Below are 14259 nucleotides of genomic sequence, written 5' to 3' on the forward strand. Positions count from 1 at the left end.
TATTATAGAAGAAAATGCCTGAATAAATCAGGCATTTCTTTTTTATTACTATTTTAGTTCTGATAGTTGAAAGTTCCTGTGGAACCAGAAGCATCACCCCATCCTATGGTTTGTTCTAACCAAGGGTTTTGTTGTAAAACAGATAAATTAAGTCCACTAATATAATAATTTTGTCTCCACAAAATATCGGTTGCTACACTATTTACAGCATCCATTGGTGACGGAGGAGAACGTAACTCAAAATTAGTATTATAAAAATTAGCTAAAGCTGTAATTTGAGTAGCAAAGTTTGCATTATCCGGATCCACAGAAATAGAAGCACGAGCAGACGCTAATGGATCTGTACCTGAAGCACTAGTTCCTAATTTATAATGCAAATAATTACCTATTCTCTGTTTTCCATTTAATGGTGCTACACCAAGTTTTGCACATGTCGTATTATTAGCAGTTGCATCATCATTAAACAACATCCAACGTTGAATATCCCAGAAACGTTTTCCTTCGTAGGCTAACTCAACACTACGCTCATATAAAACCGCTTCAATAGCTTCATATTTTGTTGCTAAGGTACCAATTCCATAATGATCACTGTTAGTATTAGTAATACCCACTCGTTTTCTAATTTGTTCCAAATAAGAAGTTGCATTAGTAATATCGCCCATAGCAGCATAACATTCAGCAATGTTCAACACCAATTCTGCAAAACGATATTCCATAATATCAGTTCCAGAATACTGGAAATTACTTGCATTACTTACAGTAGGACTAGACATCTTACGAACAAAAGCAGGACTTGCTACATCATTACCCATACTATAAGCTACACCTGTAGTAGCATTTGTTGACCAACGATAAGCCCAAACAGTTGGCTGAGTAGTATTTCCAAGAGTATTATTATATGGCCAATAGCAACCAGAAAAACCAAAAGTTCTATAAAAACGAGGATCACGATCTACGAAAAACGTAAAAGCATTATATCCATTAATTGCTGTACCATTAACATCCATTGGACGCTTTCCATTTTTCATTGGAAACAGATCAATCATCATTTTTGGAACATCAACTCCTCCACTACCTTGACCACCTTGACTTGCAAGACGCATACTTCTTTCCCAGGAATTATTTGAATATAATGATGTTGTACCATCAGACAAAAGTTTAACAGTAATAGCTTCACTTATCTTAGCATTATTACTAATATAGAACATTTCAGCCCATTGCTTAGCAGTAGTACCATATAATCCATAACCATCTCCCTTTAATTGTGTTTCTGCAGCTAAACCAGCATCTAAAGCAGCTTGCCAACGAGAATTATCAGTATCCCAGTTTTTATTAAATAACGGACTGGCATAAGTTAATAATACACGAGATTTTTGTGCCATAGCCGCTCCTTTTGTAAAACGACCATAGTTAGCTGAATCCCAATTTGGTGGCAATAAAGTTGCTGCCATATCTAAATCAGAAACTATTTGATTCACCACTTCAGTAACCGAAGCTCTAGGCAATTGAATACTAGGATCATCATTGGAAGCATTCTGAACTGTTAAAACAATTGGAACACCTCCATATGTACGCATTAAATCGTAATACTGTATAGCACGTAAATAATACAATTGTCCTTTAATTTTATCTCTAAAATCCTGTGATAAATTAGCACCTAAGACATCAATATTTTCAAGCATACCATTACAGTCTCTGATTCTGGTATAAGGCACGTTATCTAATGCATCTCTCAAAACAGGCCCATAATAACCAGAAGCATCTTGAGCATTCACCAAAGTCTTATTAGGGTTTATTAAGTCAGATATACCACCTACTTCTTCTGTATAAGAAGCTTCTGTTGTTGTAAACGAACCTACTCTAATACCTGCAGGTGTTTTATAACCATCAAAGAATCTATAATATAAACCTGCAACATACTGATTTACTCTATCTTCATTTTGATAAAACTCTTCTTGATAATACTTATATTGTCTTTTTTCTTCTAAAAAATCATCACTACAAGAAGAAGAAATGCCCAAGACGAATAAAAGCGATACTACTATATATTTATTAAATTTTGTTTTCATAATTGCAATTAATTTTAAATTAGAATGCTACATTCATACTAAGAGACCAGGTTCTAAGTGTAGGATATTTAGTACTTGAGTCATCGTACATATTGCGATATTTTTTTGGATATGGATTGTATAAATCCCAAAGATTATTTCCAGTAATACCGAATTTAATACCATCAATTTTAATAGTTTTCAATGCTTCTTTTGGAATCTCAAACCCTACAGTTAAATTTCTAACCACACATCTAAAGTTACTCAATTGCCAGAAATCTGAAGTTTCAAAAATATAATCCTGTTGTCCCATGCTTGGGTATTTTCCATTTGGATTATCTGTAGCGTCATACATATCATTCCAGAAAATCTCATGAGCCCAATCATTATGAGCAGAAGCAGTTCCTTGCTTAATCATATCCAAAGTATTAAACCCTCCCCAAGAAGTAGCAATCTGTGATCTTAAAGAGAAATTTCCATACTTAAATCCAAGATTTGTAGTAAAACCATATGTTCTGTTTTGATTCACTAACTTTTGATAATCTTCATTTCTTACAATTTTACCATCTGCACCTCCTCTTTGATTTATTGAAGCATCATAAGCACTTCCCACATCCTGATAAGCAAGCATCCCTTTTCTCATTTGAGAGACATTTGTAATATTTAAATAACTAGGAGTCCCATTAACTGCAGCAGCACGCTCAGTTAAATAATTCCAATAATTGGTTACATCATCATCTGTACGCAGGATACCATCACCCGTTGAAGTTCCTTTCCAAACTTTGAATCCCCAAACTGGCATATACATTGATCTCCCTACTACTCTGTCATTGAAAGAAGGATCTCTTTCAGCTGCTTCAGGATATTGCTTAATTTCATTATTAGAGAAACCAAAGTTAACCCCTACATTATAACTAAAATTGTCTTTTATTTTATCATTCCAATTTAAAGCAAATTCATAACCCCAAGCATTAATCGCCGCATAATTTTGTTCCGCAAAAGCACCTCCTACAGAAATTGGTGTACCTACCTCACCGGCCAAACTAATCAATGCATTTGTTGTTTTGTCATAATAATAATCTGCACTAATTTGCAATCTGTTTTTCAAAACCGCTAAATCAATACCAAAGTTGTTTTTAATGGTATTATCCCATTTCACATCTGGATTCACAGTAACTCTTGGATTAATAGTAGGTCCTAAGGTACCTCCGGCTGAACCAAACTGAGCCCCTTTATCTACCACAGGCTCCCATAATTGCAACCATCTCCAAGCTTGAATATTATCTTTACCTGTTTTACCAATTGAATAACGTAATTTCAAGTTATCTACCCAAGATACATTATCAGCAAACCAATTTTCTTTAGAAACAACCCATCCAAATTGGGCTCCCGGGAAGAAAGCTCTATAATTCTGAGGTGCAAACTTTGTAGATGCATCCGAACGGAAAATAAATTGTGCCAGATATTTATCTTTAAAACTATAATTCAAACGCCCTAAATAAGACAAAGTTCCAGCCTCTCCTTTATCTGCTGTGGAATTCGTACTGATTGTACCAGCAGTAGTATTAGAGCCTAAATAATCTTTACCTGTTCCTTCATAAGCTAAACGCACATTACTATAATCAGATTCAGAACGTTCTATACCTGCCATAGCATCAACTGCATGATCTCCAAAAGTTCTGGTATAGGTGGCAAAAATATTAGACTGAACCACTTTATTTAAATCTGTATTATAATACACCCTTGATCCACGTACATTTGTTTCAGGCTTACCACTATTTGCATAAGTTGAATTTTCATTCAACAAGTGATTCCCTGCAGTATTATAGTTTGAAATTCTTAATAAATCGTAAGGTAATTGTACCTGCTCCGTTTTAGAACTTGATTGACTTCTGGCATAACTTCCTTTAATTGCCATTCCTTTAATAAAAGGCAATTTATAAGTCAAATTTAAATTCACATTATAAGCAAATTCCTGATCAATTTGCTTACCTGATTCTAATGCTGCAAAATAGTTCCAACCAGCAATAGTAGTATTTGCATTTGCAGAGTTTAAGTTTCTATCAGTTCTTGCAAACGGGGACATCCAATATGTTACACCATCCTTAGTTGTTTCCCAAGGAATGTATTTAGGCATGTGTAATAAATACATATAATCCGCTTGCTCACCACCTCCTAGAGCACCAAAACTACTATCATTTAAGTTAGCAGAAGCTTTTGTAAATGATTTTTGTACGTCAGTTGTATTAACAGAAATAGCTGCAGAGAAATCTATATCGTCTGTAACTTTTGCATTAATACCAGTTCTGAAATTCCATTTATTATAATCCTGATCACCCATATTAGCACCTTGAGTAAAATATGTCGCTCCGGCAAAATAAGTAAACTTATCCGTACCACCACTTACATTCAGTACGTGTCTTTGTTGGGTAGCTGATTTCCAAGCTTTTTTCAACCAATCATAATCCAAACCTTTCATGGCTTCTAACTCATCTGCAGAAAAATAATTTGCAGTATTAGTATCACCTCTTGAGTTTAAAAATCTATTCTTCCAAATTCCATGCTCATACGCATTCATTGTTTTCACATGACTGATTGCATCATTAACTGCAAATTGAGAATAATAAGTAAACTTCGTTTTTCCTTCTTTACCTCTTTTAGTTTTAACAATAATTGCACCTTGTGAAGCACGAGAACCATAAATAGCTGCAGAACCATCCTTCAACACTGTAATACTTTCAATTTCAGAAGGATCTAGTCTATTGAATGCTTCCTGAGAAGGTTTTCCCGTTTCAGGATCAATTTGTATCATATCATCAATTACAATCAATGGAATAGTTGAGTTTCCATCTTTTGAAAAACCAAAAGTCTGACGAATAGTAATATCAGCAGCACCACCAGGACGACTGGAACCATTAGCATTGCTAATTGACAAACCTGGAATCTGACCTCTAAGTGCTTCTGTTAAATTTGAAACAGGTAAATCCTGAATATCATCAGGTTTAATTGTAGCAATAGCCCCTGTTAAATTTGATTTTTTTTGCGCACCATAGGCCACAACTACCACTTCATTTAAAGTAGCATTATCTTCTTGCATTGTAATATTAATTGCCCCTGCATTACCTACCGTTCTTTCCTGAGTTTTCATCCCAATATAAGAGAACTGCAACACAGCTCCTTTAGGAACCTGAATTTTATAGGCTCCGTCGATATCTGTTAGGACACCATTTTTGGTGCCTTTCTCAATAACATTAAGACCGATAACACCAAGTCCGTCTTTGTCTATAACTTTTCCTGTAACGGTAACTCTTGCATTTTGCGCAAAGCCGGTCAGAGCCATCATACTGAAAAGCAATACACTAAATACCATTTTAAATGTTTGTTTCATAAGTGTGTTTCTTTTGGTTAAAAAATTAATTGTTGTTTGGTTTATATTTCTAAAAAATGAGAAATCAAATGGGATCATGTTAATTACAACTGCCTCTTTTTAGGTCTTGTTAACATTTAATTGTATTTTATTCTTTACAAATTCTAAATGTAAACGTTTACATTTCGTAAGACAAATCAGATTTTAACAACTGAAACTGAGCTAACTCAATCAAATGTAAACGTTTACATTTTTCAAATGTACTAAAATTTTATTACAACACGATTTTTTAGCACATTTTTTTTTAGTTTTCGTGTTTTTTTTATGTTAAATTTTCTTTATCGTATTATTTTTTTGATTTTAATAAGTTTTTTAATGCGAAAACCACACCGTCATTTCCTTACTATTGGCATTGCCCCATGAAAAATACGGCACTAATTGTAAAGAAACCTCAGTTTTACTTTTTTGAATCGGTTGGTACAATTTTTTATCCCAGGATTCTGAGTTCAAAAAGCCCTGAGCTTTGATGGCAACTAAATCTCTATTATCCACCTTTATCGTTTCTGTTTTAAAATTGGAATTAATATCTAAAACCACATCATTTATAGATGCCTCTTTAGAAATTCCATTCGATTCTAAACAATACACCAAAGGACCTCTTTTTACAGCCAGCTGATTTTTAGTTTCTTCTACTAAGGGATTCGCTTCCATCAACTGCACCGGCATTGGAATGTCCAAACTGATAACATCTCCTTTTTTCCATTGGCGATTGATTTTCAAATAGCTTCCCGAAATACTATTGGCATCTACTACTTTGTCATTTACTTTCACAACAGCACCATTACTCCAACCCGGGATTCTTAGAAACAAAGCATAATCTCCTTTTGGAGCCTTATCAAATGTTATCGCTATCGCTCCGTCCCAAGGATAATTGGATTGTTGGTGCAATTGGATTGGCGCAGCTTCTTCAGTCTTAGAATTCAATGCATTTGTTCCATACAAATTCACATATAATCCTTCTTTGGTTAAACTGTACGCATAATTGCTTACTTCAGCCACAGTGCGGGTTACGTTAGGCGCGCAACAATTGGACAAAGCAATATAACCTTCGCGCTCGTTACCCCATCTTTGTTTGAATGGCAAATCAACCGATACATTCAACGGATTGTTGTAGCAAAATTTATTTCCTTCTAAATTAATTCCGGATAACACGCTGTTATACAAAGCCAATTCAATTACATCAGCATATTTGGCATCAGCAGTAAGTTGCAGCATACGCCAGTTCCACAATACATTTCCAATGTTCGCACAGGTTTCCGTATGTGCCGTAGCATTTGGTAATTGAAAGGGGCGTCCATAAGCTTGGTGGATTTTTTGAACTTCAGTCGGATTATAAGAAGTTCCATCTGGTGAAACTCCGTCGTACAAAGCACCACAGGCTCCGGTAATGTACATTTTGCGATAAGCGACATCTTCCCAAATGGATTTTAGATTGTCTAATAGTTTTTGTTCTCCGGTTTCGGCATATAAATCGGCCACTCCCGCATACAAATAATTGGCTCTCACAGCGTGTCCCATCGCGGTAGTTTGCTGTCTGAACGGAATTCTATCCTGATTATCGTCAGTTCCGTCATTCGTAGTTCCGCGAATATCGATTAAATTATTAGCTAATTCTAAATACTTTGGATTCTTTGTCGTACGATACATTTCGACAATTCCCATATAATGTGATGGACAAATGGCATTTCGAGCCAATTCCGGAGAGGCTTTTTTGTAAAAATCATATAAGAAATCAGCAACTCCTTTAGCAACATTCAAAAAGCTACTTTTACCGGTAGCACGATAATGTACGCAGGCAGCAGTCATTAAATGTCCCATGTTGTATTTTTCGAAACCTAGCTGTTTTTTTACTTCTTCAGGCCCCAAAGTCCCCCAACGTTCATCAATTAAAACCGGAGTATGCAAATATCCGTCTTTACGCTGCACTTTTTGAAACAAAGCAATAGCTTCATCCATTTGTTTGTCCAGCTTTTTATCTTTAGTCACGGCATAAGTAGCTGCCAAACCCTCAAAAATTTTGTAAAAATCACCATCATGAAAAGAAGGACCTTTAAAAGTTCCTTTTCGATTTCCGGCAGCAATTTCAAAATTGGCGTAGGCATGTGAAACTTCGTCATTATGATACAAATCCCACATATACGGCAGTGTTTCCTGATTTTCCACATTTAGCTGTTGTTGCCAGAATCCGCCGGTCCATTTTACATCCTGTAAACCCACACTCTTTAATTTGGTGTACGGACTCGCCGAATTATCCACCAAACCTTTATTTTGGGCAAATGTAACTACCGAAAAAAGCACGGCTGATAATAGAATAACGTTCTTTTTCATTTCATATCTTTTTTTGAATCCACTTAAAACTTTTAACCGCAAATTCGCAAATTATTAAAACCTATTGAAAGAGTTAAATTTGCGAATTTGCGGTAATCATTTATTTTACAAATACATTTATAACTCTACTCATGCTATCGCCATCGGCATCCTGAACTTTAATCACAAAAGAAGAGAATCCTTTACTATCAGAAGAAAATTCAATTTCTTTCCTTTTTAGAACTACATTTCCATTAACAACATCATTATAGGAATAAGTCGGTTTCTTCTCGTACCCTTTGAAATAATCAACTACCGAAAAATTTAATTTTTCTCCTGCATTCACAAAATAATGTGGTTGCGCCAACCAGTTTAAATAATCTTCTAACTGCGTATATCCGTTTCCACTAGCTGCATTCGCATCGGTAAAATCACCCTGAGCCGAATTTGGATTCAATCCTTTGGCAATTTCCCACCAATTTGGCAATCCGTCCTGATCGGTATCCCAGTCGGCCGGACGGCTTTCATTTGGATAATCTTCCCAACTTCCGGCATCCTTTTCATTATCAATCATTCCACCTAAACCACTTTTGCTTCCTTTATACGTATAAGTACCTTTCAAAGTTTCCTTGATAATTCGCTGATCGTGCCCATCAAAAAACGGTTGATTAGCTCCTACATCAGATAAAACATTTTTATAAGCAGCTTCAGCCGATTGAGTTGTTACATGAGATTCGAAAAAAGGCTTGTCTAAATAAGTTTCATAACTTGATTTATCACCATTTGAATAACTAACCGTTCTTCCTTTTTCCTGATTTTTTTCATTAAAATGACCCGGCATTACATTCCCATCAAAATAATATTGCTGTTTCCCTTTTCCAACGCCTTCATGTTGTGCATTTAAAGCAAAAAAGAAATTAGTCGAAGCGCCTGGTTTGTAATAATTATTGACAAAATTCACCTGATTGGCACCACCGTCAGTAGCGCGGTGTCCCCAGTTATACACCACATTATTACGAATATCAATTTTTCCGCCATAATAGCCATCTCCATTCAAACCGCCACCAATACTCCAGTTACGACCATAATTATGCGCTAATAAATTATGATGAAAACTACCTACATCACCACCAATGGTCGCCGCATAACCGTGCATTTTACCAGCACCATATTTATCATGACCCGCCACATTTAGTGCTTCGGCAATCAAAGTACGTTGTAAACTAATATTGTGTGCCCCTCTGGAACTGAACGATTCATCAATGGTCCAGCTAATCGAAGCGTGATCTATAATACTATTGTTAGCTCCTGTTAATCCCATACCGTCATAGGTTGTTCCGCCACCAATTCTAACTCTCAAAAAACGAATAATACCGTCATTTCCGGTTAAACCAATTGGCGCACGGCTAATCATAATTCCTTTACCCGGAGCGGTTTGTCCCGCAATAGTTACATAAGGCTGACTCACCACTAACCTAGATTTCAATTGGATATTTCCCGAAACATTAAACACAATGGTTTTTGGACCTACTTCCTTTTCTACCGCATCACGCAAACTTCCCGGTCCGCTGTCATTCAAGTTGGTTACTGTGAGAACTTTTCCGCCTCTTCCACCAATGGCAAAACGTCCATAACCTTCGGCTCCCGGAAAAGCTAATTGTGCCGGTTTAAAATACCATACTTTCCCTTTGGTCACTTCATTATCAGCATCAATTTCATCCACTCTCCAATAATAATTTTTCAAATTACTCAATGAAGTTAAGTCAATCTTCGCTTCTGTTTGTTTCAAATTTCCTTTGAATGCCGCCGAATTTCTATCGGCAGCCGCCACTTCTTTTTCGTTTTCACCAAAATAAAAATCATGCGAAGCTGTTCCTTCGGGTGCATTCCATTCCAATTTAAAATCTTCGGCTAAAACCACATGTTCGTCATTATTCAACGGTTTAGGCGTATTGGCCTGTTTTTTCAGATTTGGCAAATCCAATTCAAAACCGTTCAAAACCACTTTTTGAATTTTCCCAATAACTTCAGCATCCGATTCAAAACGAATAACCACTTCTTTAGCATCCTTTACTTCAAATTTAATATACGAAGTAGCCGCATCGATAGTTGCTGTCGCTCTGTTACTTGGCAAAATAGTTTGCGAATAAACGCCGTTTACAAACACTTTCACCGGAGCAAAATGAGCCACTTCCGGACTATCGAACGTATTATTGAAAGTCAGCAACGTATGTTTTCCTCTCGCTAATCCGCTAATTCGCATTTCAACATTTTTATCGGCAACAATTCCATCATTAACCAGTCGGGCATAATAAGGCGATTGCACTCCGGTTTTGTACCAACTTGAATTAATAATCCCTTTTAAAGTTACTTTAATAGTTCCAAAATTCTTCTCAATGGAAGTTCCTTCACTAATTGGCCACGAAATATAATTAGGATCATTGACTTCCAGAGTACGGCGTTGCGCCAAATCAAAATCAACTTTCAACGACTGGGTAAGCGGAAAAATTTGCTTTTCCTGAGCCACTAATCCCGATGTAAACGTTATCATTGTTCCGGCGCAAAATGCCAGCTGTTTTATTAAACTCATAATTTTATTATTTTAATTGTAATTTATCTGCTGCACTCATTCCCAACAGATTGATGATATCTTGTTTTCTTTCTTTCGGAAAAACTTCCAACAAAGTCAGTTTTCCATTTTCCAATTTCACTTCGACAACGGTATTTTTTGCTGCATGCAATTTAAAATGCACATTCCAATCTTTTGGCCAGGCTGGAAAAATATAAATTGTATCTCCATTGGTTTGCAACAACATTTCTTGCATGCCAATCATTCCGCTTCCGCCCCAATTATGATCTGGAACCCAATCAAATCCAGGTCCCCAAAAAGCTGGAAAACGTCTTTCGGAATTGGCCATTTTTAGCAAATTATATTTGGCTGCTTCTTTGGTTAATCCTAGTCGAGCAGCAAAAATATTATCCTGTTTCCAACCAACATGACTTCTAAATTTCAATGCGTCGGTGTCAAAATACCAGGTGTTTTGGGCGATGTCCAAATCGGCTTTGCCTAGACCGTGAATTTTCCAAGGAAAAACCGAATACAATTGCGGTACTTCGCTATTATTGATTCGTTCCCAAAGTTTGGCCGGAGCCAAAGTTTTATGTCCGTCAATTTCTCTGAAATTCAAAGCTGGAATTCGATTTTGAAATGCTTTCAAATAATCCACTTCCTCTTTTGATAAATCGTTTTCCGATAGCATCAATAATTGTTCCGTAATTACTTTTAAAGCCGAAATTGTGCTATTGGCATTGTAAGTCATCTTGTAAGTCTCAGCTCCTGAACCGGGATACAAAACCAGTTTTCCGTCACCATCCAAAGCCTTTCGTCCCCTTTGTTTGGCCAAATATTGGTAATGTTCATCAAAAAAACGCAGGCAACTTAATATAAACGGATTGTATTTTTTAATGTCTGTCGCTACATAATTTTTTTGTTGCAACATCATTTGGCAAAATTCCAAAACCGTATCCCATTCATATTCCAGCCAGGCGTTGTATTCCATTCCCGGATCATAATCAGCTGGGCGTTTCCACTCGTATTCAGCAGGATTTGGCAAACCAAAATTCTCCAATTGTTCGGTAAAAGAAGCTCCGTTATGTTTCCAATATACCTGAGAACGCAGTTCGGCATTTTTTTGCAAACTCAAATAATAATCCAGTTGCGAAGTCATCATATCAAAATCGCCGCTTTTCAGCATAGGAAAATAAACCAAGCGTTGGTTTTGTGCTGTCATGGTTCCACCTCCCCAATTGCGAAAATCAGGGGTAAAATTCAAATCCTTGTTGGTAAAAACAGGATCTACGGTGAACAATCCACCATTGAACTTGGTCGGGTATTTTCCGTAAGCATTGCAGCCCAACATATAACGAAACAGCTGATAATTTTGACCCATTTGATAAACAGAATCTGTTTCGCTTTTCCCTTTTTGGGTATAAATAAAAGAACGGTTCCAGAAGTTATGCCACCATGAAATTGTCTTCTTTTCGTCTTTTTTATAGTTTACAATTTGCTTTTGCAATTCTTGCTTCCACAAACCAGCATCTGCCGATTGATTGCTGTGCAACTGAATTTGGAATTGGTGCTTTTTGGATGCTTTTACAGTTTTCAGTTGATAGCCCTTAAAATCGGTATCCTGATAGATTCCGGTGTAAGTTCCATCTGCAATTAAATTAACACCGAAAAGTTTTCCACCAAAGGTTAAATTTGCCAATGGATTCAGCATTTGTTCTTTTACCGATTCCATTTTTTGTTGTTTCACAGCGACATCAAAAACCGTATTGGCTCTATTTCTATGATAAAATTGCACACCATTTTTTTCGAAAGAAATAGAATCTTTAAAAGTAAAAATTTCTCCTTGTGGCGCCCATTTGTACGAATTGGCATTGTTGGCTTTGCCTAAGGAAGCTCGGTTTTTGTAACGCCAACTTTCGTAAGCCACTTTCATTTGACTTGGATTTTTGCTCGCAACCTCAACATGAATCACCGGATGAAAAACATCGACCCAAAGTTTGATAGTAGTTCCATTTTGTGAAATGTTAATCGAACCATTTTTCAATTGTAATTCTTGTTTAAAGCCTTCGTTTCCTTGAAAAGGATTCGGACTCAAACTTAGTTTTACTCTTCCTAATTTCAATAAAGTGTTATGTTCGTCAAAGGTCCCAGAGCGAGAAAAATAAAAATACAAATCACCTTTTTCAACCCAAACATTGGCACCAATATCGCCACCCCCCAAAGGCATGGATTCGGATGAATTATTGCTTTGCGTTGTCCAAATTTGGTTGTAATTTTCAAGCACAGGAAGTTGAGCTTGGACAGAAAGCGATAGAATTAGTAGAAGTATGGAAATTATTTTTTTCAAACTTGACATTTTTTTAGTCTTGATTGTCATTCCGACGAAGGAGGAATCTTCGTTAGTTATTTCCGTTGCGGAGATTCCTCCTTCGTCGGAATGACAAAATTGTGTGTATTTTTAGATCAATTACCAATTATCCGTTCTAAACGACGAAACCGGCAATCCACCAGTACTAAAAATCTGCGCTTCAGCAAAATCTTTAAACAAATAACGCACCGCAACCGGATTAGTCACTTTATCCGATTTTAACACCACCGACTTTCTTCGTACTTCTGCTTTGGCCGGATAAAATACTTTGTCTGCACCAGCTATTTCAAAACCAGTTACATCTTTTCCATTTGCGGTAATACCATTTGGCGCCTTATCAAAGGAAACCGTTACCGAATTGTCTTTAATTTCCATGGCTTTATATTCAGGGCTTTCAAACTCAAAACCACTTAGACCATAGGTTTTAGTCAAAGCCAAATACCCCAATCTGCTTCCTCCTGCTTCCTTATGAATAGGATGAATGTTATTTTCTTCGCCAATGTCCATCAAAACTGCCATTCCTGAATTCGGAATTTCTTTAGAAGCTTTTAATTGTGCTTCACGCAAAAATGCCGAATTGTATTTTTCTACATAATCATTCGGATGAAATTGTGCATAATTAAACGGTGCAATCTGGCAGTAATAAAACGGGAAATCCCCTTGTCCCCAAAGCGTTCTCCAGCTGCTTACCATCTTTTGCATTAAAGCTGAATATTCCGACGCTCTTTCATAATTGGATTCACCCTGATACCAGATACATCCCTTGATACCGTAACCAATAACCGGCGACAACATTCCGTTAAACAAAGTCGTTGCCACACGATTAGGGTCTTTGGCCAAATCTTCTTTTTTGGTTGGAATTTTGGCACTGCTAAAATCTTTCAGCATTTCCTGATTCATCCAAGCTTCCATGCTTGAACCACCGTAAGAAACGTGAATTAATCCCACCGGCACTTCTAATACTTCCTGCAACAACGAACCAAAATACCAGGCAGTGGCACTAAAATCTCCTGTAGTTTGTGGCCCTGCTGCGTTCCATTTCCCAACAAAATCTTCATTTGGTGTCAAAACAGTAGCACGTGGAATGGTGATAAAACGAATTTGATTATTTTTCGAATGCACAATGGCCTCGTTTCCTTTATAAACAGGCTGACCCGGAAATCCTTTCAAAGGCATTTCCATGTTGGATTGGCCGGAACACAACCACACCTCACCTATCAAAATGTTTTTAATCGTTTGAGAAGTCTTACCATCTGAAACTGAAATTTCATAGGGTCCACCGGCAGCTGGAGTTTGCAAGGCGATTTTCCATTTTCCTTCCTTATCGGCTTTGACTTCATAGGTTTTGGCATCCCAGGAAGTTTTGATTTTTAGGCTTTGATTTTTATCTGCCCAACCCCAAATAGGAGCGTTGCTTTTTTGTTGCAACATCATATTATCCGAAAACAAAGCGGGTAATTTGATAGCTGCGTTCATTTGGAAACTTCCAATTAAACATAAAATCGCAATAATTGATTTACTAAAATTTCTCATTTATTCT

The 14259-nt window shown here is 36.7% G+C and carries 6 protein-coding genes; all 6 read right to left on the reverse strand.

The features are described 5' to 3' along the window. Window positions 1-53 precede the first annotated feature (53 nt). The 6 genes from B6A10_RS08235 to B6A10_RS08260 all read right to left on the reverse strand — a co-directional run bounded on the left by B6A10_RS08235 (window position 54) and on the right by B6A10_RS08260 (window position 14252). Window positions 54-2021, reverse strand: coding sequence for a RagB/SusD family nutrient uptake outer membrane protein (locus B6A10_RS08235; protein ID WP_238929380.1), 1968 nt, complete (start codon window positions 2019-2021; stop codon window positions 54-56). Between the two features lie 67 nt (window positions 2022-2088). Then, complete coding sequence (locus B6A10_RS08240) at window positions 2089-5436, reverse strand: SusC/RagA family TonB-linked outer membrane protein (protein WP_188220498.1); 3348 nt, start codon at window positions 5434-5436, stop codon at window positions 2089-2091. Between the two features lie 351 nt (window positions 5437-5787). Further along, window positions 5788-7803, reverse strand: coding sequence for an aceric acid hydrolase (locus B6A10_RS08245; protein ID WP_188220499.1), 2016 nt, complete (start codon window positions 7801-7803; stop codon window positions 5788-5790). Between the two features lie 100 nt (window positions 7804-7903). Next, window positions 7904-10372, reverse strand: coding sequence for a pectate lyase family protein (locus tag B6A10_RS08250; protein ID WP_188220500.1), 2469 nt, complete (start codon window positions 10370-10372; stop codon window positions 7904-7906). 7 nt (window positions 10373-10379) lie between these two features. After that, the gene (locus B6A10_RS08255) at window positions 10380-12698 is read right to left on the reverse strand and encodes a DUF5703 domain-containing protein (protein ID WP_238929381.1); all 2319 of its coding nucleotides are present in this window, start codon (window positions 12696-12698) and stop codon (window positions 10380-10382) included. A gap of 120 nt (window positions 12699-12818) precedes the next feature. Next, window positions 12819-14252 carry a sialate O-acetylesterase gene (locus B6A10_RS08260; protein ID WP_188220502.1) on the reverse strand — a complete coding sequence of 478 codons (1434 nt, stop codon included), beginning with the start codon at window positions 14250-14252 and terminating at the stop codon, window positions 12819-12821. Between the last annotated feature and the right edge of the window lie 7 nt (window positions 14253-14259).

This window comes from Flavobacterium pokkalii (assembly GCF_014596575.1).
In the GTDB taxonomy this organism is placed as follows: domain Bacteria; phylum Bacteroidota; class Bacteroidia; order Flavobacteriales; family Flavobacteriaceae; genus Flavobacterium; species Flavobacterium pokkalii.

Coding starts and splice junctions, on each gene's coding strand:
- B6A10_RS08240 (WP_188220498.1), bottom strand. CDS start 5,436: ATGAAACAAACATTTAAAATGGTATTTAGTGTATTGCTTTTCAGTATG.
- B6A10_RS08245 (WP_188220499.1), bottom strand. CDS start 7,803: ATGAAAAAGAACGTTATTCTATTATCAGCCGTGCTTTTTTCGGTAGTT.
- B6A10_RS08250 (WP_188220500.1), bottom strand. CDS start 10,372: ATGAGTTTAATAAAACAGCTGGCATTTTGCGCCGGAACAATGATAACG.
- B6A10_RS08260 (WP_188220502.1), bottom strand. CDS start 14,252: ATGAGAAATTTTAGTAAATCAATTATTGCGATTTTATGTTTAATTGGA.